General features: G+C 66.3%; 24 protein-coding genes. 4 read left to right on the top strand and 20 right to left on the bottom strand.

Going from position 1 to position 21,765, the window contains the following annotated elements:
- Nucleotides 1–108: 108 nt before the first annotated feature.
- Genes CG51_RS04835 through pth form a run of 3 tightly spaced genes read right to left on the bottom strand, consistent with a single transcriptional unit; the run spans nt 109 to nt 1,774 of the window.
- Nucleotides 109–717, bottom strand: coding sequence for a (d)CMP kinase (locus CG51_RS04835; protein ID WP_035742539.1), 609 nt, complete (start codon nt 715–717; stop codon nt 109–111).
- Complete coding sequence (locus CG51_RS04830) at nt 714–1,094, bottom strand: DUF2237 family protein (RefSeq protein WP_035742536.1); 381 nt, start codon at nt 1,092–1,094, stop codon at nt 714–716. The genes CG51_RS04835 and CG51_RS04830 overlap by 4 nt, the downstream gene beginning before the upstream one ends.
- The gene (pth, locus tag CG51_RS04825) at nt 1,094–1,774 is read right to left on the bottom strand and encodes an aminoacyl-tRNA hydrolase (RefSeq protein ID WP_035742533.1); all 681 of its coding nucleotides are present in this window, start codon (nt 1,772–1,774) and stop codon (nt 1,094–1,096) included. Before pth ends, CG51_RS04830 begins: the two co-directional genes overlap by 1 nt.
- 99 nt (nt 1,775–1,873) lie before the next feature.
- Between pth and hmuQ the strand changes: the two genes are divergently transcribed.
- A complete protein-coding gene (hmuQ, locus tag CG51_RS04820; RefSeq protein ID WP_035742530.1) occupies nt 1,874–2,182 on the top strand; it encodes a heme-degrading protein HmuQ in 309 nt (102 codons plus the stop codon).
- Between the two features lie 334 nt (nt 2,183–2,516).
- On the opposite strand, the gene CG51_RS04815 is transcribed toward hmuQ, so the two are convergent.
- The 3 genes from CG51_RS04815 to CG51_RS04805 all read right to left on the bottom strand — a co-directional run bounded on the left by CG51_RS04815 (nt 2,517) and on the right by CG51_RS04805 (nt 5,205).
- A complete protein-coding gene (locus CG51_RS04815) occupies nt 2,517–3,131 on the bottom strand; it encodes a 50S ribosomal protein L25/general stress protein Ctc (RefSeq protein WP_035742527.1) in 615 nt (204 codons plus the stop codon).
- Nucleotides 3,132–3,241: 110 nt separating this feature from the next.
- Nucleotides 3,242–4,405, bottom strand: coding sequence for an alpha-hydroxy acid oxidase (locus CG51_RS04810; protein ID WP_035742524.1), 1,164 nt, complete (start codon nt 4,403–4,405; stop codon nt 3,242–3,244).
- A 185-nt stretch (nt 4,406–4,590) separates the two neighbouring features.
- On the bottom strand, nt 4,591–5,205 hold the full coding sequence (locus CG51_RS04805) for a hypothetical protein (protein WP_035742522.1): 615 nt from the start codon (nt 5,203–5,205) through the stop codon (nt 4,591–4,593).
- A 343-nt stretch (nt 5,206–5,548) separates the two neighbouring features.
- Here CG51_RS04805 and CG51_RS04800 point away from each other — a divergent pair, with 343 nt between their 5' ends.
- Both CG51_RS04800 and CG51_RS04795 read left to right on the top strand, forming a co-directional pair.
- On the top strand, nt 5,549–6,841 hold the full coding sequence (locus tag CG51_RS04800; protein WP_035742520.1) for a DEAD/DEAH box helicase: 1,293 nt from the start codon (nt 5,549–5,551) through the stop codon (nt 6,839–6,841).
- Nucleotides 6,842–7,259: 418 nt separating this feature from the next.
- Entirely contained in the window at nt 7,260–7,829 is a 570-nt protein-coding gene (locus CG51_RS04795) for a thymidine kinase (RefSeq protein ID WP_035742518.1), read from the top strand.
- 342 nt (nt 7,830–8,171) lie between these two features.
- Here CG51_RS04795 and rpsD read toward each other — a convergent pair whose 3' ends face one another.
- The 4 genes from rpsD to CG51_RS04775 all read right to left on the bottom strand — a co-directional run bounded on the left by rpsD (nt 8,172) and on the right by CG51_RS04775 (nt 10,629).
- The gene (gene rpsD, locus CG51_RS04790) at nt 8,172–8,792 is read right to left on the bottom strand and encodes a 30S ribosomal protein S4 (protein WP_035707465.1); all 621 of its coding nucleotides are present in this window, start codon (nt 8,790–8,792) and stop codon (nt 8,172–8,174) included.
- Nucleotides 8,793–9,038: 246 nt separating this feature from the next.
- Nucleotides 9,039–9,503 carry a VOC family protein gene (locus tag CG51_RS04785; protein ID WP_035742516.1) on the bottom strand — a complete coding sequence of 155 codons (465 nt, stop codon included), beginning with the start codon at nt 9,501–9,503 and terminating at the stop codon, nt 9,039–9,041.
- Nucleotides 9,503–10,267 carry a VOC family protein gene (locus tag CG51_RS04780; protein ID WP_035742513.1) on the bottom strand — a complete coding sequence of 255 codons (765 nt, stop codon included), beginning with the start codon at nt 10,265–10,267 and terminating at the stop codon, nt 9,503–9,505. The genes CG51_RS04785 and CG51_RS04780 overlap by 1 nt, the downstream gene beginning before the upstream one ends.
- A 2-nt stretch (nt 10,268–10,269) precedes the next feature.
- Entirely contained in the window at nt 10,270–10,629 is a 360-nt protein-coding gene (locus CG51_RS04775) for a DUF1428 domain-containing protein (RefSeq protein WP_035742511.1), read from the bottom strand.
- A 64-nt stretch (nt 10,630–10,693) separates the two neighbouring features.
- Here CG51_RS04775 and CG51_RS04770 point away from each other — a divergent pair, with 64 nt between their 5' ends.
- Nucleotides 10,694–11,128, top strand: coding sequence for a MarR family winged helix-turn-helix transcriptional regulator (locus CG51_RS04770; protein ID WP_035742507.1), 435 nt, complete (start codon nt 10,694–10,696; stop codon nt 11,126–11,128).
- A gap of 158 nt (nt 11,129–11,286) precedes the next feature.
- On the opposite strand, the gene hutC is transcribed toward CG51_RS04770, so the two are convergent.
- The 10 genes from hutC to CG51_RS04720 all read right to left on the bottom strand — a co-directional run bounded on the left by hutC (nt 11,287) and on the right by CG51_RS04720 (nt 21,680).
- The gene (hutC, locus tag CG51_RS04765) at nt 11,287–11,964 is read right to left on the bottom strand and encodes a histidine utilization transcriptional repressor HutC (protein WP_088233486.1); all 678 of its coding nucleotides are present in this window, start codon (nt 11,962–11,964) and stop codon (nt 11,287–11,289) included.
- A 38-nt stretch (nt 11,965–12,002) separates the two neighbouring features.
- On the bottom strand, nt 12,003–13,364 hold the full coding sequence (locus CG51_RS04760) for a formimidoylglutamate deiminase (RefSeq protein WP_035742502.1): 1,362 nt from the start codon (nt 13,362–13,364) through the stop codon (nt 12,003–12,005).
- A complete protein-coding gene (locus CG51_RS19040) occupies nt 13,361–13,996 on the bottom strand; it encodes a HutD/Ves family protein (protein ID WP_051930050.1) in 636 nt (211 codons plus the stop codon). Before CG51_RS19040 ends, CG51_RS04760 begins: the two co-directional genes overlap by 4 nt.
- A complete protein-coding gene (locus CG51_RS04750; RefSeq protein WP_035742499.1) occupies nt 13,993–14,646 on the bottom strand; it encodes a flavin reductase family protein in 654 nt (217 codons plus the stop codon). The genes CG51_RS19040 and CG51_RS04750 overlap by 4 nt, the downstream gene beginning before the upstream one ends.
- Before the next feature lies 1 nt (nt 14,647).
- A complete protein-coding gene (gene hutU, locus CG51_RS04745; protein ID WP_035742496.1) occupies nt 14,648–16,324 on the bottom strand; it encodes a urocanate hydratase in 1,677 nt (558 codons plus the stop codon).
- 4 nt (nt 16,325–16,328) lie between these two features.
- Entirely contained in the window at nt 16,329–17,129 is an 801-nt protein-coding gene (gene hutG, locus CG51_RS04740) for an N-formylglutamate deformylase (RefSeq protein WP_179285826.1), read from the bottom strand.
- Between the two features lie 2 nt (nt 17,130–17,131).
- Complete coding sequence (hutH, locus tag CG51_RS04735; RefSeq protein ID WP_035742491.1) at nt 17,132–18,676, bottom strand: histidine ammonia-lyase; 1,545 nt, start codon at nt 18,674–18,676, stop codon at nt 17,132–17,134.
- Nucleotides 18,673–19,905, bottom strand: a complete 1,233-nt coding sequence (gene hutI, locus CG51_RS04730) for an imidazolonepropionase (RefSeq protein WP_035742489.1) — start codon at nt 19,903–19,905, stop codon at nt 18,673–18,675. The genes hutH and hutI overlap by 4 nt, the downstream gene beginning before the upstream one ends.
- A gap of 222 nt (nt 19,906–20,127) precedes the next feature.
- The gene (locus CG51_RS04725) at nt 20,128–20,910 is read right to left on the bottom strand and encodes an ABC transporter ATP-binding protein (RefSeq protein WP_035742487.1); all 783 of its coding nucleotides are present in this window, start codon (nt 20,908–20,910) and stop codon (nt 20,128–20,130) included.
- On the bottom strand, nt 20,907–21,680 hold the full coding sequence (locus tag CG51_RS04720) for an ABC transporter permease (RefSeq protein WP_035742484.1): 774 nt from the start codon (nt 21,678–21,680) through the stop codon (nt 20,907–20,909). Before CG51_RS04720 ends, CG51_RS04725 begins: the two co-directional genes overlap by 4 nt.
- Nucleotides 21,681–21,765: the final 85 nt, after the last annotated feature.

Here is a 21,765-nt window from a genome sequence, read left to right as displayed (position 1 = left end):
TAAACAGTTTCCTTTGCATGTTATACGGGCCTGGCGGTTGGCTCCGCCGGTCTTTGTGTGGTGTCAGGTGGTACGACGTGGCGTCTTATGCAAGAATGGGGCGAAAGATCACTTCCGCCCTTTCCACTTCGACTCGATTGCCGCAATCGCCCGGCTGACGGCCGCGTCTATAGCGAGATCCGACGTATCGAGCAAGACGGCATCTTCCGCGGGCTTGAGTGGAGCGGTCGTCCGCTCGCTGTCGCGCCGGTCGCGTGCCAGCACGTCAGCCAGAACATCCGCATAGTCGCGCCCTTCCTCAGCCTGCCGCCGCCCGGCCCGAACCTCCGGCGAGGCAGTGACATAGAGCTTCACCTCAGCCTCCGGGCAGATCACCGTCCCGATGTCGCGCCCGTCGAGGACGGCCCCCCCGTCCCGCCGCGCGAAGCGGCGCTGAAAGGCCACCAGCGCCGCACGCACCTCCGGGATCGCGGCGACGCGGCTGGCCGCATCCGCGATCTGCGGCTGGCGTAGATCGCCTTCCAGATCATCCGCGCCCAGCGCCTCTGCGGCGGCAACCGCATCCTCTCCCGCCAGCATCCGACGCCCGACAGCCCGGTAAAGTAGCCCCGTATCCAGATGAGCGAGGCCAAAATGTTCCGCGACCGCACGGGAGATGGTGCCCTTGCCGGCAGCCGCTGGCCCGTCGATCGCGACGGTAAAGGAAAAAGACGTCATTCCGTGGCGCATTCCATGAGGATTTCGAGGGGCACCACCTCCAGCGTCGCCGCATGGCAGGCGGCAAGACGGATGCGTGGTGCGGCGCCTTCTTCCCACGCCTGAAGGAACCGGTTTGCGCAGAGACACCACTTGTCCCCCGGCCGCAGACCGGGAAAGCCGTATTCCGGCCGCGGCGTGGAAAGGTCATTGCCGAGATATTTGGAGAGCGCGAGAAACTCCGCCGTCATCACGGCACAGACGGAGTGGCGCCCGCCATCCGCCGCTCCGGTGTCGCAGCAGCCGTTCCGCCAGAAGCCGGTCATCGGACGGGTGGAACAGGTCTCCAGCGGCTCGCCCAGTACGTTGATCGACGGCAGCCGCCCGCTCTCACTCATCAGCGCGATCCCGGCAGCAGGCGGCGCAGCCGCTCGAAGGGACTGGCAGGCGGCTCCTGCGGTGCTGGCCGTGGGGCTTCAGGCTTCGCGGTCTGGGGTGCAGGTGCCCGTTTGGCCGCCGGTTCGGGCGAAAGCGCCGCCATGAAGCGCGAGGAATTGCCCTCCGCCAGGTCCGGCGCGCCGCGTTCCACCCCGGTCAGCACCTCCTCCAACCAGGGCGCATCGGCCTTGGCGAAATCGGAGAGCACGTAGCCCGCCACCTTCTCCTTGTCGCCGGGATGACCGATCCCCAGCCGCACGCGCGCATAGGCCTCGCCGATATGCTGGTGCATGGAGCGCAGACCGTTGTGCCCGGCATGCCCGCCGCCTGCCTTCATCCGCACCTTGCCGGGCGGCAGGTCGAGCTCGTCGTGGAACACCACGACCTCCTGCGGCGTCAGCTTGTAGAAGCGCATGGCTTCCCCCACCGACTGGCCGGAGAGGTTCATGAAAGTCTCCGGCTTCAGCAGCACGACCTTCTCGTCGCCCAGACGCCCTTCGGTGACCTGGCCCTGAAATTTCTGCCGCCACGGCGCGAAACCATGGCTGGCGGCAATCCGGTCCACCGCCATGAAGCCGATATTGTGACGGTTTCCGGCGTAACGCGATCCGGGATTTCCGAGACCCACGAAAAGTTTCACTGGCGTATCCTCCGGCTGACCTTCACCTTAGCTGCGCCGCCCCGCCAGCGCAACGCGCCCGCCAGCCCCGCGGCCCACAGCACGAGGATCTGACGACATATGTACCTGACGATGAATCGCTTCCGCATCAAGCCCGGCTCCGAAACGGTGTTTGAGGAAATCTGGAAAAGCCGCGACAGCCGCCTGAAGGAAGTGCCGGGCTTCATCGCCTTCCACCTGATGCGGGGACCGTCGAAGGAGGATCACACGCTCTATGCCTCCCACACCACCTGGGAATCGGAAGAGGCCTTCCAGGACTGGACCCGGTCGGAGCAGTTCCGCCAGGCTCATGCAGGCGCGGGCGGACATGCAGATATCTATCTTGGCCGGCCGGAGCTTGAGACCTTCACCGCCGTGCTGGCCGGTTGAGCCGCGCGCCAGCGGCAACGCCGGACCCGTGGAGCAAGGCTCCACGAGGCGCGGGGGAATGGCGGGCAGCGCCCGCCTGAGCCCGCGCCTTCCCCCCGCGCATGTCGCGCATGCGGAGTGCGCCGCCTGCAGGTCGCCCTCACCCGGAGACCGGCCTATTCCAGTGGCCTGATGTCCAGCGAATACACATACGACCCGCCTTGACCGGCCGGAACAGCGGGCCCGCCCTGTGGCGCCAACGGAAGCTCTGCGGCACCAAAGGAAAAGGGGCACCGGTTGCCCGATGCCCCTCCCCAAAGGGTCGGCCTTTGCAGACCGGCTGCACGTCAGAGGCTCACGCCTCTTCCGCGGCAGCCTCCTCATTCTCTTCCGAACGCAGGCCCGACGGCGCGGAGATGTTCGCCACCACGAAATTCCGGTCGATCGTCGGCTTGACGCCGGCGGGAAGCGGGATGTCGTTGATGTGAATCACGTCGCCGATGTTGCTGCCCGACAGGTCCACCCTGATGTGGTCAGGAATGTCACCGGCGGTGACTTCCAGTTCCACTTCGGGACGCACGATGACCAGCGTGCCGCCGCGCTTGAGGCCCGGGGACGTTTCGTGATTCTCGAAGTTCACGTGGATGAACAGGTTGATGCGGCTGTTGCGGTGCAGGCGCATGAAGTCGACATGCGTCGGCAGGTCCTTCACCACGTCGCGCTGAACGCCGCGGCAGATGACGCGCACGTCTTCCTGGCCTTCGACCTTCAGGTTGAACAGCGTGGACAGGAAGCGCCCGGCCTTCAGGTGCTTCAGCAGGTAGTTGTAGTTGATGTTCAGCGCGAGCGGCTCTTTGCCGTCGCCATAAACGATACCGGGTACGTTGCCCTCACGACGAGCTTGACGAGCGGCCCCCTTGCCTGTCCCCGTCCGCACCTCGGCCTGAAGATTCGGGATCTCACCAGCCATAGGATACTCCATTGGTTAAATGCGGCCGCCCATCCTCCAAGGGTGCATGGACGGTCCAAGGTGGCGCCTCTACACGGCACGGGCCTTTCAGACAAGCACAATCGCCCCTGTCAGGCCCATTCCCCCTCGAAATTCGCGGGCACGTAGAGATTGTGGCGCCCGAGGTTCTTAACATCCCGCTCGCCGCAAAGCGCCATGGAGATGTCGAGTTCCCGTTGAATGACGTCGAGCGCGGTCTTGACCCCCTGCTCGCCCATCGCGCCGAGTCCATAGACGAAGGCCCGCCCGACGAACACGCCCTTCGCACCGAGCGCCACCGCCTTCAGCACGTCCTGCCCCGAACGCACGCCCCCATCCATATAGACCTCCGTCCGGTCGCCCACCGCGCGCAGGATCGGCGGCAGCCGCCGGATGGAGGACAGCGCGCCATCGAGCTGCCGCCCGCCATGGTTGGACACGATGATCCCGTCGGCCCCGAAATCGGCGGCCCGCTTTGCATCCTCCTCGTCCAGAACGCCCTTCAGGATGATCTTGCCGCCCCAGAGATCGCGGATCCGCTGAATCTTCTCCCAGTCGAGCTTCGGATCGAACTGCTCCGCCGTCCAGGAGGACAGGGAGGAGATATCACTCACGTTCTTCGCATGTCCCACGATATTGCCAAAGGTGCGCCGCTTGGTCTGAAGCATCTCCATTCCCCACTGCACCTTCGTGGCGAGGTTCAGGATATTGGTGGGCGTCATCTTCGGCGGGGCGGACAGGCCGTTCTTCAGGTCCTTGTGCCGCTGACCGAGGATCTGAAGATCCAGCGTGATGACAAGGGCAGAACAATTCGCCTTCTTCGCACGTTCGATCAGCCCTTCCAGAAACTCCGTGTCCCCCATGACGTAGAGCTGGAACCAGAAGGGCTTCACCGTATGGGCGGCGACATCCTCTATGGAGCAGATCGACATGGTGGAGAGGGTGAAGGGCACGCCGAACGTCTCCGCCGCCCGCGCGGCCTTGATCTCCCCGTCCGCGCGCTGCATCCCCGTCATCCCGACGGGCGCCAGCGCCACCGGCATGGCAACGGGCTGGCCCAGCATCTCGGAGGCGGTCGTCCGCCCCTCCATGTTGACGGCAACCTTCTGCCGCAGGCGGATATCGGCGAAATCGGAGGAGTTCTCGCGGAAGGTCTGCTCGGTCCAGCTTCCCGATTCCGCATAATCGTAGAACATCTTGGGCGTGCGCCGCTTATAGAGCCGCTTCAGGTCGTCGATAGTGGTAATCACGGTCATGTCAGTCTCCGGGATGGCTTCCTGTTCCTAGGACCCGGAGGCCCGGGTTTCAACGTCTGTGGGCGCTTTGAACCCGAAACGGGACCTCCATGCGGGGCCGGCAGCCGCTTTTCCGGCCCGCTTTTCCCACTCCGCAGCTCCACCTTTCCGGCTGCCGGTGAAGACGGAAGCCCCATGCTCCGCGATCAGCCGCTGCACATGTAGAGCGCGCCTCCCACCGCCACGACGGTGACGGCCGCGCCTGCCAGCGCCACCGGCCCACCGACGGTCGCCGCCAGCGCCGCGCCAGCCCCCTGAAGAGCGCTGGCGACATGGGCCGCCGTGCCCGACAAAACCACCGCGCCCGCCTGCTGCGCAAGCGCACCGAGCAGGCCGGGAGGCGATTGCTCCGGCGCGGCAGGTTCGTCCACCCGGATGCCCAGACCGGACACCGCGATGACCTCTCCCGCTGTCGCCTTCACCCCCCGGCAGATCAGGCCCGGCTTCCGGCAGCGGCCATACCCATCCCGCGCGCCGGTGGCGAAGCCCGTGTACTGCTCCGCCTCCGCATCCCAGACGGCGCAGAACACGCCCCGCGCCGTATCGTCGAGATCGGGCGTGAGCTGGCGGAGCACGATGAGCCCGGGACAGGTCGCCCCCTTGGCGAACCAGCCCTCCCGATAGGAGGACCAGACATCCTCCTCATCATCGAAGGTGAGCGCCACGGACTCCCCGTTCACCCGCGTCTCGCAGGTACGCAAGGCAGCATGGGCGGGGAGCGAAGGCAGCAGCAGGAGAAGAACGGCAGCGAATCGGATCATGGAGGAAAACGCCGGTTTTTCCGCTACATACCACAGCCCATACGCTGCGGCAGGCCCTGCTTTCGCGCCATTCGCACAGCGGGTGGCTTGACTTTCGGACCGCTTTGGACCATCTTTCGCCGATCCGTTCCGCTGCCGCGTGAGCAGGCCCGGCCAGTGTGCCGCCCGGACGGATAAGAATTCTCCGGTTCCCATATCACGCAGGGGCGCCGCGTCCAGACGGCCCGCCGGTATCCGCCGGAGGGTGAGGCCTCGGACGCCACTCTTGCCAGCCGGCACCCGCGCTCCCCGCGGGGGCCTGACCGATGATGCGCGTCCGCGCCCGTTGCCCCGAAAGGCACAGATGACACAGTTCGATACTCTCGGCCTCGACAAGAGGCTGCTCACCACCCTTGCCAAGCAGGGGCTTACCCAACCCACCCCGATCCAGTCGGGAGCCATTCCGCATGCCATGCAGGGCCGCGACGTGATGGGCCTCGCCCAGACCGGCACCGGCAAGACGGCGGCCTTCGGCCTGCCGATCCTGCACCGGCTGCTGAACATGGGCAAACCGCCCGCGCCCATGACCGTACGCGCCCTGATCCTCGCCCCCACGCGGGAGCTTGTGAACCAGATCGCGGAGAACCTTGAACTCTACGCCGGCACCTCGCCAATCAGGGTGCAGCGCATCATGGGTGGCTCCTCGCTCCACGCGCAGGCCACTCGTCTGCGCCGCGGCACGGATATCCTCGTCGCGACGCCCGGCCGGCTGATCGACCTTCTGGAGCGGGAGGCCCTGACGCTGGAGCAGACGGGCTATCTCGTGCTGGACGAAGCAGATCAGATGCTGGACCTCGGCTTTATCCACGCGCTGCGTAAGATCGCCCGCCACTTGCCGGTGCGTCGGCAGACGCTTCTGTTCTCGGCCACCATGCCGAAGCAGATGGAAGAGCTGGCCCAGACCTACCTGCGCGATCCGGTTCGGGTGGAAGTTTCGCCCCCCGGCAAGGCCGCGGACAAGATCGACCAGTCGGTCTATTTCGTGAATCAGGGCGACAAGGCGACGCTGCTGAAATCGCAGCTCGACACCCATCCGGGTGAAATGGCGCTGGTCTTTTCCCGCACCAAGCATGGCGCGGAGAAGCTGATGAAGCATCTCGACGCCTCCGGCTATGCGGCCGGGTCCATCCACGGCAACAAGAGCCAGAACCACCGGGAACGCACGCTGAAAGCTTTCCGCGACGGCGAGCTGAAGGTGCTGGTCGCGACGGACGTCGCGGCGCGCGGCATCGACATTCCGGGTGTGCGTCATGTCTACAATTACGACATGCCGAACGTGCCGGAGAACTATGTCCACCGCATCGGCCGCACGGCGCGGGCCGGGGCTAACGGGCGGGCCGTGGCTTTCTGCGCACCCGCAGAAATCTCCGAACTGCGTGCGATCGAAAAGGTGATGAAGATCGCCATTCCCGTTGCAGGCGGCGAACCGCCCGTGGGGGAGCCGCAGAAGCGCGCACAGGGCAGGCCGCAGGGCGGTGACCGTCGCGGGGGACCCGGGCGCAACCACGGGAACGGCAACAGCAACGGCAACGGCCGCCCGGCACGGCGTCCTTCGCGCCGTCCGAAGCGGGAACAGCGGGCGACCGCAGGGGCATGATCCCCGGGGCGCGGCGTTGGGGGATCAAGGTCTCCGCGCCGCGCCGCTTAGCGCACCCGTTTCCGTGCCGCCCTGCATCATGGCGCTGAAAGCGTCGGCATTGGGCTTACATCGGGAGACACGAATTTGTCTGCGCGAGCGTCAGAACCTAAGGTTTCTCAAGCGATCTCCCAATAATGCCGGGACCAAATCTCAGCCTCACGGCACTCCCGAATTGCTTTTTTACCAGCCTGCAATGGCTTCGCTACCAAGGAGCAGCGGGGCCACTTTTCCTACACGGGAGGGTTCTGCCCCGTTGGGCCGCGCATCATCAGGAGGGTACGTGCACCGCATCCGCATGCTGGCTCGGAATGTCGGGATGGCCCTGCCGCCCGCCACCAGGCGATCCCCCACCCCGTAAATCCGCACTGAAAACCTGATGGCCAAGCTTTTTCTGCATTACTCGACCATGAACGCGGGCAAGTCCACCGCGCTTCTACAGGCCGCGCACAACTACCGCGAACGGGGGATGGAGGTGTTGCTCCTCACCTCCGCCGTGGATGACAGGGCCGGCCCGGGGCGGATCGCGTCCCGCATCGGCATCTCCTCCGCCGCCGAATGTTTCCAGCCCGAGGACGATCTTTTCCATAGGATCGCGGAGCGGGCGCCCCTCGCCTGCGTCTTTGTCGATGAGGCACAGTTCCTGACACCACCGCAGGCCTGGCAACTGGCCCGCGCGGTGGACGATCTGGACATACCCGTGATGTGCTACGGCCTCCGCACCGATTTCCGAGGCGATCTTTTCCCCGGCTCCGCGGCGCTTCTAGCGCTGGCGGATGAGATCCGGGAGGTCCGCACCGTCTGTCACTGCGGGCGAAAGGCGACCATGGTAGTGCGGCTCGGCCCGGATGGGGTAGCGCTGCGCGAAGGTTCGCAGGTGCAGATCGGCGGCAACGAGAGCTACGTCTCCCTCTGCCGCCGCCACTGGCGGGCAGCGATGGGCGATTGACGTCCGCGCGTTCCAGGGAGCCTTCTCCGACGCGTGGCCCTGGGAGCCGCCACACCCCCGCCGCCCTGACCCGCGCCCACAACGACCCTTGAGAAGCGAACCGCCCAGAAAACAAAGGGCCACGCCGGCGAGGCGCAGCCCGTGACAAGCTGTGGGATAAGGAAGAACTCTGTCCTTCGGACAAGCGCTCACAAAGACAAAGAAGCGTATTGACGCGTAGCTTCTTCAGGGCTCTTGGCAGATGCCGAAGAAAAGCTTGGGTTCGGGAAACAAAAAACAGGTGGAATTTAAGTATAAGAAGGCGGCCAAATCAATGACTTGGCCGCCTCAAGTACAATTCGATCAGTTCTTGGCGTAGAATTCGACGACGAGGTTCGGCTCCATGCGGACCGGGTACGGCACATCGCCCAGCTGGGGCGTGCGCACGAAGGTCGCGGTCAGTTTGGAGTGGTCGACTTCGAGGTAGTCCGGCACATCACGCTCAGTCAGCTGAACAGCTTCCAGAACGATGGCGAGTTGCTTGGACTTGTCGCGAACCGCGATCACGTCGCCTTCCTTCACACGGTAGGAGGCGATGTTCACCCGCTGGCCGTTCACGGTCACATGGCCGTGGTTGACGAACTGGCGGGCGGCAAACACGGTCGGAACGAACTTCGCGCGATAGACGACGGCGTCGAGACGACGCTCCAGCAGGCCCACCAGGTTTTCGCCGGTATCGCCACGGACGCGCTCGGCTTCCGCATAGATGCGACGGAACTGCTTCTCGGTCAGGTCGCCGTAGTAGCCCTTCAGCTTCTGCTTGGCGCGCAGCTGCGTGCCGAAGTCGGAGAGCTTGTTCTTGCGACGCTGGCCGTGCTGGCCGGGGCCGTATTCACGCTTGTTCACCGGGGACTTCGGACGGCCCCAGATGTTTTCGCCCATGCGGCGGTCGATCTTGTACTTGGCAGAGGTGCGTTTGGTCACCGCTGATCTCCTTCGATAGGGCCGGAAGGCCGTGAAGGGCGTTGTCCTTTCCCTTGCGGGCGACAGGGTTCCCCTTGCGGGGTCCACCAACACCAATAATTCCGCACCCCTGAGGGGGCCGGACGCGGCGGCATATATCGCGGCGCCCGGTCTGTCAATGCAGCGGAGTCGATTCATCCGGCCCCGCGGGCGATGTGCTGCGAAAACCCGGTCGTACAAAACCCCGGCCGGGAGAGGGAGTGTGCCTCACCCCGCCGACGCCGCCTCCAGCGAAGCGATATCGAATTTCACCATCCGCATCATCGCTTCCGCCGTGCGCCTTGCGGCTTCCTTGTCCGGTTGGGACATCAGCTCGATCAGGCGGCGGGGCACGATCTGCCAGGAAAGCCCCCAGCGGTCGCGGATCCAGCCGCATTCGACCGGCGTTCCGCTCCCATCGGCGATGGCGGACCACAGCCTGTCCACCTCCGCCTGATCGTCGCAGAGCAGCGCGATGGAAAAGGCAGGGGTGAACGGCTCGCCATCCCCCGCCTCCATCGCCTGATACCGCTGATCGCCTAGATGAAAGGTCGCCACGCGCACGCTGCCCGCCGGACCGGCGGCGGCCATGGTCCATTGGGTGTCGATGCCCGAGCCGGGAATGAGCGACGTGTAGAACGTCAGCGCGGCATCCATGCCGTTCGCGAACCAGAGGGTCTGCACCACCTCCATCACACGCCCCCCTTCGGGCCGACCAGTCCGAACGCCGCGCCCTCCGGGTCGCTGGCCACGACGATCCAGTCGCCGCCCGGCACCTCCACCGGGCCGACCCGCACCTTGCCCCCGGCGGCCGTCAGCCGCGCCACGGCCGCCGCCACATCATCCACGCCGAAGTAGAACAGCCATGCGGGCGGCGGCGCGGAAGCGTCACCGTTCATCACCGCGCCAAGCACCGTCTCTCCCTGCTGGATGAAGCGGTAATCGCCCTGCTCGGGGGAGATCGGCATGCCGCCTCCCGCCGTCCAGCCGAACAGCGCCCCGTAGAAACCAAGGGCCGCCGTCTGATCGGAGGTGGTGAGTTCGTTCCAGCGGCAATGGCCCGGACTGTCCTGGAAAGCATGGCTTTCCCAGCCGTCGTGAAGGGACATGAGGGCGAACATTGCCCCCTGCGGATCGGTGAGGACCGCCAGACGCCCCGCCGCAGGATTGTCCATCGGTCCGGCCAGCACCTTGCCGCCCGCCGCCGCCGTCGATGTGGCGGCGGCGTCCACATCCCCGACGGCAGTGTAGGACAGCCAGCCGACCGGCATCTCCACCGTCGCCGGGAGCAGACCGCCGACCATGTCCTCCCCGGCCAGCAGCAGGCGGTAGCCGGGGCGGCCCGCATCCGAGTCCCGGATGGTCCAACCCAGCAGCGCCCCGTAAAAGGCCGCTGCCCGCTCCGGCGCGCGCGTCAGCAGTTCATACCACACCGGGTCGCCATGACGGTTCGCCATGGTCAGGCCACGATATCGAGAATGACTTCGAACCCGCCGAACACCATGCGCTTGCCGTCGAAGGGCATGTTCTTTCCCATCTTCTCCATGCGAGGATCGGACATCATCTTTTCAAAGGCGGAATCCCTGACGGCGCGGGACGGGAATTCCATCCAGCTGAACATCACATCCTCCCCCTCCTCCGCCTTGACCGCGCGGCGGAAGTCGGTCCACTTGCCCTCCTTCACGTCGTCGCCCCATGCCTCTACGATGCGGATCGCGCCGAACTGGCGCAGCAGGGCCGCGCCTTCCTCTGCGTGCCTGCGATAATCCTCCCGCCGGTCGGCGGGAACGGCCAGAATGAAACCTTCGACATAGGACATGACATCTCCTCCCTGAAGAATCGCTTCCCTTGACTTATTAAGTTGATATCAACATAAATACTCTATGTCAAAGAAAGTTCCGTTCCAGACCACGCTCGCCGTCCACGACAGTTGCCTTTGCCTGCATGTGCAGCGCGCGGCCCGCCGACTTGCACGGCGGTTTGACGAGGCGCTCCGACCCTTCGGGCTGTCCAACGGGCAGTTCTCACTGCTGATGGCGCTGAACCAGCCCGAACCGCCGACGCTGGGACGCGTGGCGGAGATCCTCGCCATGGACCGCACGACGCTTACCGCGGCGCTGAAGCCACTGGAACGGGATGGTCTGGCGACCAGCATCCCCGATGCGAAGGACAAACGGCAGCGGCGCCTTTCACTTACCGAAGCGGGCCATGCGCGACTGCTCGCAGCGCTTCCCGTCTGGCACCGCACCCATGCGGAGCTGACATCGGCGCTGGCCGAGGAAGACGGCCGTCTGCGCAGCCTTCTTGCCGCGCTCTAACAGGCTGCTGAAAACGTTCGGGAGTGTCGTTTCCATGCTCTGGAAATTGGGAAATCAGCCCAGAAATGGCCCGAAATATGTGGATTTCAGGCTGACCTTCACCTGAGTGCAGATGGTCTCCGCTCCAGCGCGCAGCCGAAAGCCTTTTCAGCGGCCTGCTAACCCGTGGAGAGGGCAAGGTCGATGCGGTGGCCCGGTGCGAAAAACTGCCGAACATGGGTGATGATCGCCGCTTCCCGCCGGGTGGAGCGTTCGACGACCAGCAGTGCCGCGCCCGTCGCCGCGCCCAGATGTCTGGCCACCTCCGCATCCGCCGCCTCCGCGGAGATGCGCATGTCGCCCGCGCTGAAGGGGGTGTTCTCCACCAGCCATTCATTGGCGCTGACCTTCTCCAGATCGACGGACAGGATCTCGGGCACGGCGGCGGGATTGATCCAGCGGTCCTCGAACACATGCGGCGCATCATTTGCGAGATGCAGGGAGCGGAGATGCAGGAGCGCGCGCGCCGGTTCTAGCCCCAGCCGCAAGGCGAGTGGCACCGGCGGGGGCTCCGTCGCGCGAGAGATCAGACGATATCCGTAGGCCGCGCCGCTTTCCTCCACATCGCGGTGAAGGACGGGTATCTCGAGCTGCGCCCGACCCGCGGGAGCGGCGGCGACGCGTGTGCCCGCGCGGCGGCGGCGCTCCAGTACGCCCGCTGCGGCAAGGTCGCGAAGCGCGCGGTTCACGGTTGCCCGCGCGCAACTGAACTCCACGGCAAGATCGGCCTCGTTCGGGATGGAGGTGCCGGGCGGCCATTCCCGGGCGCGTATGCGGCGAAGCACCTCGTCACGGATCGCCTGCCACGAAGCGCCGGTGCGTATCTGGGCGCCGGTCAGAGCCGCGCCCTCAGCCGGGCCAGCGTCTCCCGGTAGCGGGCGGCGATCCGGGGCCTCGAAACATGCCGCCCCTCCGTCACCACATGCCGCCCGGCGGACCAGACATCGCTCACCATCCGGTCGTCGCCCGCGAAGATGTAGCTGTCGAGGATCACATCCCCTCGCCGGCCGTCCAGATCGACGGCCCCGCCGTCCAGCGCCACGAGATCCGCCCAGAGCCCCGGCGCTATACCGCCCGCGGCGCGGCCCGCCGCCTTGGCACCGCCCTTGACCGCGCCCTCGAAAAGCACCCGGCCCGTGGAATGCTTCTGTTCCGCAAGCACTGCGCGGGCGCGGTCGCGCAGCCGCTGCGAATATTCCAGCGTACGAAGCTCCTCCGCCAGCGCGATGCGCACGTTGGAGTCCGAGCCGACACCGAACGCCCCGCCCGCATCAAGAAACCGCCGCCCGTCAAAGATCCCGTCACCGAGATTCGACTCCGTGATCGGGCAGAGACCCGCCACCGCCCCGGAGCGCGCCATCGCCTCCGTCTCCGCCGGTTCCATCTGCGTGGCATGGATCAGGCACCAGCGCTCATCAACGGCGGCATTGTCGAGCAGCCAGCGCACCGGGCGGGCGCCGCGATGGGCCAGCACCTCCTCCACCTCCGCCACCTGTTCGGCCACATGGATATGTACGGGCCCATCGGGCGCAAGCGGAAGAACAGCCGCCAGTCCTTCCGGGTCCACGGCACGGAGCGAGTGCGGCGCGATGCCGATCCGTGCGTCGCCGGGCAGCGTTGCCACCGCCTGTGCCGCGGCGGCATGCAGCACCGCGAAACTGTCGGGAGTGTTGAAGAACCGCATCTGCCCCGGGCCCAGCGGGCGCCGGTCGCAGCCGCCATACTGGTAGAACACCGGCAGCAGGGTAAGCCCGATGCCGGTATCGGCCGCTGCCGCCACGATCCGGCCCGACATCTCTGCAGGATTGGCATAGGGAGCGCCGTTGGGCGCGTTGTGGAGGTAGTGGAATTCCGCCACGGCGGCATAGCCGGCCTCCAGCATCTCCACCTGCACGAGCGCAGCGATCGCCTCCACATCTTCCGGCGTCAGATGGTCGAGGAAGCGATACATCAGTCCCCGCCACGTCCAGAAACTGTCCTTCGGATCGGGACCACGCCGTTCGGTCAGCCCAGCCATCGCCCGTTGAAACGCATGCGAGTGCAGGTTGACCGGCGCTGGCAGCAGGATCGGATAGCGCTCACCCTCCGCCTCCGTCCCGCAGGTGACGGAAAGAATGCGGCCCTTCTCGATCTCGATCCGCACGCCGTCGCGCCAGCCCTCCGGCGTCAGGGCGGTTTCGGCCCATAGAATGGTCATGGCAATGTCTCCAGGCGGATGAGCAGAATTTCGGCACCCTCCGGCAAATGCAGCGTCTCGTCCCGGTCGGGTATCAGAGTGTCGAACCGGGCGACATCGATCCCGTTCAGGGTGAACGCGGTCAGGGCAAAAAGAAGCATCTGGCGCGCCCCCGGCAAAGCGGCCGGATCGGCCTCCGGCAGGTCGTCAGCGCCCCGTGCAGTGGAAGCGGGCCGGCCGGTGCCCGCCCGCAGGCCGGGAACCAACGCGGGGTTGAGGACCATGGCGGGCCCGGTCTGTCGTGTCACCTCGTGGGACACCCTGCCCCGGCGGGTCATGACGTTGAGGTCCGTCACCTCACCCGCCAGCAGGCGGGAAGCGGCGGGCACGTCGCCCGGGAAGGCGAAGGGCGCACCGGGCGTCAGCCGCGCCTCCCGCCCGGCCACGGTAAGGACGATCCCCGCGCCGGTCAGAACCGTCAGCGTCCTGTCCACGCCGGGAAAGGTCGAGAACGCCCCATCCTCCGCCACCGTCGCCATGGAGAGCCGCCAGTCGAACTCCCCGGTCTCCGGCGCACGCGCGATCTCCCGGGTAAGGCCGCCGCCATTCTTCCACGGCTGGGTCAGGTAATTCCTGGCGGAAAGATGCCTCATGCCTTGCCCTCGAGCCCGGCGGAGGCTGCGCCCGAAGCCCCCGGCACCCGCATCTCGAACGTCTCGCTGAGGGCGGCGTAATCGTAATAGCCCATGCGGGCCAGCGGGCGGATGCGGGGATAGTCGAGCTTCCCCTCCGGGGTCAGGACGCTGTCCTTCACGTGGATGCGGACCACCTCGCCATAGACCACCTCAACCCAGCCATGGTTGGAATTGCCGCGCAGGCGGTGGGTGGAAAGGTAGCGGCATTCGAAATGCGCGGGACTTTCCGCGACCCGGGGGCCGGGAGCCTCCACGCAGGGTTCTGCCGTGACACCGGCGCGGAGGAACTCGTCATCCCCGTCGGGCCATTCGGCGGCGGAGATATTCACCGCCTCCCGCAGATCCCATGTCGCCATGTTCCACACGAACCAGCCCGTCTCCTCGGCGTTCACCACCGAATGCTTGCGGCGGCCATCCGAATACTGGTTGGCCGCGAACATCACCATCGGCGGGTCGAAGGTCAGGTTCTGCCACTGGCTGTAGGGTGCGAGGTTCGCAACCCCCGATCGGGAGACGGTGGAGATCCAGCCGATGGGGCGCGGCACCGTGCAGGCCTTGAAAGGCGAGAACGGCAGCGGGCAGGCCTCGCGTCCGGGGGCATAATCCATCTCAGTTCCCCAGAATGCCGGGCAGGCGCAGCCCGTGTTCCGTGGCGCAGTCGATGGCGATGTCGTAGCCGGCATCGGCATGGCGCATCACACCCGTGGCCGGGTCATTCCACAGCACCCGCTCGATCCTGCGGGCGGCATCCTCCGTCCCGTCGCAGCAGATGACCATGCCCGCATGCTGGCTGAACCCCATGCCCACGCCGCCGCCGTGATGCAGCGACACCCATGTCGCGCCGGAGGCGGTGTTCAGCAGGGCATTGAGCAGCGGCCAGTCGGACACGGTGTCCGACCCGTCACGCATCGCCTCCGTCTCCCGGTTGGGGCTGGCGACGGAGCCGGAGTCGAGGTGATCCCGCCCGATCACCACTGGGGCCTTCAGCTCACCCTTGGCCACCATCTCATTGAAGGCAAGGCCGAGCCGGTGCCGGTCGCCCAGCCCTACCCAGCAGATCCGCGCGGGCAGACCCTGAAACGCAATCCGCTCCGCCGCCATGTCCAGCCAGTTGTGCAGATGCGGGTTATCCGGGATCAGTTCCTTCACCTTGGCATCGGTCTTCGCGATATCCTCCGGGTCGCCGGAGAGCGCCGCCCATCGGAACGGCCCGATGCCGTGGCAGAACAGCGGTCGGATGCAGGCGGGCACGAAGCCAGGGAAGGCGAAGGCGCGCTCGAACCCCTCTTCCAGCGCCATCTGGCGGATGTTGTTGCCGTAATCCACTGTCGGCACACCCGCGTCATGGAAGCCCACCATCGCCTCCACATGCCGACGCATGGAGGCGCGGGCGGCGCGGTTCACCGCTTCCGGGTCGCTCTCCTGCCTCGCGCGCCATTCGGCGACGCCCCAGCCTTCGGGCAGATAGCCGTGCACCGGATCATGCGCGGAGGTCTGATCCGTCACGATGTCCGGGCGGATGCCGCGTTTCAGAAGCTCTGGGAAGATCTCGGCGGCATTGCCCACCAGACCCACGGATTTCGCCTCCCCCGCCTTCGTCCAGCGGTCGATCTTTTCCAGCGCCTCGTCCAGCGTATGGGCCTTCTCATCGACGTAGCGGGTACGCAGGCGGAAATCGATGCGGCTTTCGTCGCATTCCACCGCCAGACAGCAGGCACCCGCCATCACGGCGGCCAGCGGCTGCGCGCCACCCATGCCGCCAAGCCCCCCGGTCAGCACCCATTTTCCCTTGAGATCGCCGTTGTAATGTTGCCGGCCCAGTTCCACGAAGGTCTCGTAGGTGCCCTGCACGATACCCTGCGCGCCGATGTAGATCCACGACCCGGCCGTCATCTGGCCGTACATCATCAGGCCTTTGCGATCGAGTTCGTTGAAATGCTCCCAGTTCGCCCAATGGGGAACGATGTTGGAATTGGCGATCAGCACCCGCGGCGCATCCTTGTGGGTGCGGAACACGCCCACCGGCTTGCCGGATTGCACCAGCAAGGTCTCATCGTCATTGAGCGTCTTCAGCGTCGCAACGATCCGGTCGAAATCGGCCCATGTCCGCGCCGCCCGCCCGATGCCGCCATAGACCACGAGGTCGTGCGGGCGCTCCGCCACGTCGGGGTGGAGGTTGTTCATCAACATCCGCAGCGGTGCTTCGGTGAGCCAGCTTTTCGCGTTCAGCTCCGTGCCGGTCGGCGGGAAAATGTCGCGCTGGTTGTGGCGGGGATCGGCGTTCATGGCGTTACTCCTTGCGGGGAAGCGAAGCCGCAAGCGCGGCGAGGCGATGGAGGATCAGGGAAAGTTGCGGGCGGAGCCGCGCGGCCTTCGTCTCGTCGTAGGCGAAGGGCTGGGCTTCGGTGGAAAGGTGGGTGGATTGGGCGAGTTCCATCTGTATCGCGTGGATACCCTCATCAGGCCGCCCGTAGTGGCGCGTCGTCCAGCCGCCCTTGAAGCGCCCGTTAAGGACATTCGTATAGCCCTCCGCCGCGGTGGTGACGCCAGTCACGGCCTCCGCCACCTGTGGTGCGCAGGTCGTGCCGTTGTTCGTGCCCACGTTGAAATCGGGGAGCGTGCCCTCGAACAGGAAGGGGATACGGCTGCGGATCGAATGGCAGTCGTAGAGGATTGCCACACCATGCCTTGCCCGCACCCGCTCCACCTGCGCGGCCAGCGCCGCGTGATAGGGCGCATGGAAGGCCAGCCGCCGCCGCTCCACCTCCGCCGCATCGGGCACCTTCGCCCAGATCGGGTTCCCATCAAAATCGGTGAGCGGCACAAGGCCGGTGGTGTTCTGCCCAGGATACAGGCTTTCCCCGGACGGATCGCGGTTCGCGTCGATCACATATCGATGGAACAACGCCCGGACCGTGGTAACGCCGGGCAGCAGGCCTTCGTAGAGCCGCTCGATGTGCCAGTCCGTATCGTCCAGCCCCCGGCCCCGGTCGTTCAGCGTCTCCGCCACGTCGTCCGGGACCCATGTGCCGGTATGAGGCAAGCCGAGAATGACCGGCCCTTCCCCTTCGGAAACTTCGAATACCTGCATTGTCATCCCTCCAAACCGGCCTCCAGTCTGGGCAGCATGTCGATGACCGGGGCGGTCAGTGCGCCGCTGGCCACCAACGCCGCCGCTGCTGCCAGATCGGGGGCCATGTAGCGGTCCTGTTTCAGTGTCGGCACGGCGCCTCGCACCACCTCCATCACCCTGCCAAGGCCAGCGCTGGTCGTCAGCGGCGCTCGGAATTCGATCCCCTGCGTGGCGGTCAGGGCCTCTATCCCCAAGATGGCGTTCAGGTTCTCCACCATCCGCAGCAGCCGCCGCGCGCCGTGGCAGGCCATGGAGACGTGATCCTCCTGATTGGCGGAGGTGGGCGTTGAATCGACCGAGGCCGGATGGGTCATCTGCTTGTTTTCGCTCATCAAAGCGGCAGATGTCACCTCTGCGATCATCAGCCCGGAGTTCAACCCGGGCTCCGCCGCGAGAAACGCGGGCAGCCCGAAAGACAGCGCCGGATCCACCAGCAGCGCGATCCGACGCTGGGCGATCGCCCCGATCTCCGACACGGCCAGCGCGAGGATGTCAGCCGCGAAGGCCACCGGCTCGGCGTGGAAATTGCCGCCGGAGACCACGCTGTCATCCGTCAGCACCAGCGGGTTGTCCGTCACCGCATTCGCCTCCACCTCCAACGTACGGCCGACCTGCCGGATCAGGTCGAGCGCCGCGCCATCCACCTGCGGCTGGCAGCGGATGCAGTAGGGATCCTGCACGCGGGTGTCGCCCTCAAGATGGCTTTCGCGGATCGCCGATCCGTCCAGCAGCGCGGCGAGCGCCGCACCCGCGTCGATCTGGCCGCGATGGCCGCGCAGGCGGTGGATCTCCGGGTGGAAGGGCGCGGACGAGCCCATCGCCGCGTCGGTTGAGAGCGCACCCGTCACCAGCGCCGCCTGCGCCGCCCTATGCGCGCCGAACAGGCCGGCCAGCGCCAGAGCGGTGGAAACCTGCGTGCCATTGATGAGCGCCAGCCCCTCCTTGGCCGCCAGAACCACGGGGGACAGGCCCGCCTGCATCAGCGCATCGCGACCCGGAAGACGAGTGCCGCCAAAGACGGCCTCCCCCTCGCCCATCATCACGGCGGCCATATGGGCGAGCGGTGCCAGGTCGCCCGACGCACCCACCGACCCCTGCCCCGGAATGACCGGGAGGACACCCCGCGCCAACATCTCTTCCAGAAGCGTCGTCACCACCGGTCGCACACCAGAGGCACCCCGCCCCAGCGACACCAGCTTCAGCGCCATGATCAGCCGCACCACCGGTTCGGGCAGCGGCTCCCCCACGCCACAGCAATGCGACAGGATCAGGTTGCGCTGGAGCGTTGCGGTATCGGCGGCCCCGATGCGGATGGAGGCGAGCTTGCCGAAGCCGGTGTTCACGCCATAGATGGCCTCGTTCCCCGCAGCGATGGCGGCGATGCGCGCCGCGGCCCGCGCGATCCCCGGCGCGGTCGCCGGGTCCAGCCGCGCGGCAGCGCCGTCGCGATAGATGCGTTCAAGCTGGGCAAGCGTCACCTGCCCCGGTGTCAGCGTGATCGTCATTCGGCAAATCCGCGATAGACCCGCTGATGCGCGGGATTGAAGCCCAGCCAGTAGACCAGTTCCGCAGGCGATCCGATCTGCCACAGGGTGAAGTCGGCGCTCTTGCCCGCCTCCAGCGTGCCCGTCTCCGCCAGAAGGCCAAGCGCGCGCGCGCCCTCCCGCGTGACTCCGGCCAGGCATTCCTCCACCGTCAGGCGGAACAGCGTGGCGCCAAGGTTCATCGTCAGCAGCAGGGAGGTAAGCGGGGAGCTTCCGGGATTGCAGTCGGTGGCAAGCGCGATTGGCACGCCCGCCTTGCGCAGATCGGCGACGGGGGGCATCTGCGGCTCCCGGATCGCATAAGTGGCACCCGGCAGCAGCACAGCAACCGTCCCCGCCGCCTTCATCGCCGCAATGCCGGTGGCATCGAGATATTCCAGATGGTCGCAGGACAGCGCGCCATATCCCGCTGCGAACGCACTGCCGCCGGAATCCGACAGCTGCTCCGCATGGAGCTTCACCGGCAGGCCGAGCGCCTGCGCCCTCTCGAAGAGCGGGCGAAGCTCCTCCGTGGTGAAGGCGATCCGCTCGCAGAAGCCGTCCACCGCGTCGATCAGCCCCTCCTCATGCCCCTGTTCCAGCCCGGGGATGGCGACCTCCCGGATATAGTCGGCGTTCCGGCCACGGTAATCCGGCGGTACGGCATGTGCGGCGAGCCATGTCGTCCTGACCCGCACACTCCGCATCCTGCCCAGACGACGGGCGACGCGCAGCATCCGCAGTTCGGCCCCGATGTTCAGCCCGTAGCCAGACTTGATCTCGACGGTGGAGGTACCCTCCGCCAGCATGGCATCCAGCCGGGGAAGGCTTTCAGCCAGCAGGCGATCCTCCTCCGCCGCATTCACCGCAGCGACGGAGGAGAGGATGCCGCCCCCCGCCCGGGCGATATCCTCATAGCTCGCGCCGGCCAGGCGCATCTCGAACTCACGCGCGCGGTTGCCGGCAAAGACCAGATGCGTGTGGCAATCCACGAAGGAGGGCAGGATCCAGGAACCGCCGCAATCCGAGACGGAAAGATCGTCCAGCCCTTCCGGCAACCCGGCCTCCGGCCCAACGTAGATGATCCGTCCATCCCGCACCGCCACCGCACCCTGCTCCACCGGTGCGGCGCCTTCGACCATTGTCAGGAGGCGGGCGTTGCGCCACAGGCCGGATCCGTTGCCACCCGCGCCGTCAGAAAAGAGTTCCATGTCGCTCTCCGTCCGATTCGCCAAATATGTGCATACATATTAGCACCTAATTCTCCGCCCGCTTCCACATGTTTCGAGCAGTCCCGTCGCGCGACACACCGTCGTGCCATTTCCGCCGTATTTTTCGCCTGCGCCGGCGGCGAACCGCCACCTGTCTTTCTGGCCTTAGGGTGTTGGCTCCGGTGCTGGCGGCGGCTGGCCGGGGTTTCGCCCGGCCCACCGTCAATGGGCGGCCGCCGTGATCGCCTCGCCCCGGATCTCCTCCGTCAGCTTCAGTCGGATCTGCGAAAATTCGGGCGAGGATTTGAGCGTGTAGTCCCGCGGATGGCCGAACGGCACCGGCGTGATCGACTTGATGCGCCCCGGACGCGCGCTCATCGTCACGACGCGGGAGGCCATGAAGACCGCTTCCTCAATGTCGTGGGTCACGAAGATCACCGTCTTCTGTTCCCGCTCCCATATCCCCAGCAGCAGCTCCTGCATCAGGCTCCGGGTCTGGTTGTCCAATGCGCCGAAGGGCTCATCCAGCAGCAGGACGCGCGGCTGATTGGCGAGCGCCCGCGCGATGGCGCAGCGCTGCTGCATGCCGCCCGACAGGTGCCGTGGCCAGTGCTCCTCGAACCCGCGCAGGCCCACCCGGTCGATGTAGTTCTCCACGATATCCTTCTGCTCGGCCGCCGACATGCCCTTCTCCCGCAGGCCAAAGGCAATGTTCTGGCGGACCGTCAGCCAGGGGAACAGCGTGTAGGACTGGAACACCATCCCCCGCTCTGCGCCCGGTCCCTTCACCGGCCTGCCGTCCAGCGTGATCGTCCCGGCGGTGGGCGTGTCCAGGCCCGCCACCATGCGAAGCAGCGTGGACTTGCCGCAGCCGGAGGGGCCGAGGATGGTGACGAAATCATTCTCCTCCAGCGTGAGGTCCGTGGGTTGCAGGGCCAGCACCGGCTGGCCGCCCCTGACGCCGGGAAAGGTGCGCGTGACGCCGCGGATCTCCAGAAGGCTCATGCGTATCTCCAGGCAAAAAGGCGCAGGTTCAGGCGGCGGAAGGCAAGGTCGGTGATCAGGCCGATCACCCCGATGACGATGATGCCGAAGATCATCTGCCCCGTCGCCATCAGGCTCTGCGCGTTGATGATCATGTAGCCGATGCCCGACGATGCGCCGATCAGCTCCGCCACGATCACATAGGTCCAGGCCCAGCCGAGCACGAGCCGCAGCGTCTCTGCGATCTCGGGCGCGGCGGAGGGCAGAATCACCCGCCGCAGGATGCCGTTCTGGCGCGCACCGAGCGTATAGGCGGCCTCCACCAGATCCTTGCGCGTGCCCGCCACGATCACCGCGATCATCAGGATGAGCTGGAACACCGAACCGATGAAGATCACGAGCAGCTTCTGCATTTCGCCGATCCCCGCCCAGAGGATGAGCAACGGCACAAAGGCCGAGGCCGGCAGGTAGCGCGCGAAGGACACGAAGGGTTCGAACAGCGCCTCTATCGGCTTGTAGGCGCCCATGGCGATGCCCAGCGGCACCGCCACCACCGTTGCCATAGCGAAGCCGCCGAAGACCCGCCAGGCCGTCATGCCGATATCCGTCAGGAAGCCACGTTCCGTCAGCAACCACCATCCATCGCGCAGCATCTGCACCGGGCTGGCAAGGAAGGTGGGCGAGACGTAACCCGTGAGGGTGACCCCCGCCCAGAGGGCGAAGAACAGGATGAAGAAGATGATCCCCAGCACCATGCGCAGGCGCGGGCTTATCGGTTCGAGCGGTTTCATGAGCGTTCCAGCGGCCTTCCCGGTTGTTGGTCCGAACAGGCCATCGGCTGTCGGCTGTCATTGCAGGCGGGCGGAAGCAGAACCT

Source organism: Haematobacter missouriensis, assembly GCF_000740775.1.
GTDB lineage: Bacteria > Pseudomonadota > Alphaproteobacteria > Rhodobacterales > Rhodobacteraceae > Haematobacter > Haematobacter missouriensis.
The sequence above is the reverse complement of the archived record's forward strand: the minus strand, read 5'-3'. Positions and strand labels throughout refer to the sequence as shown.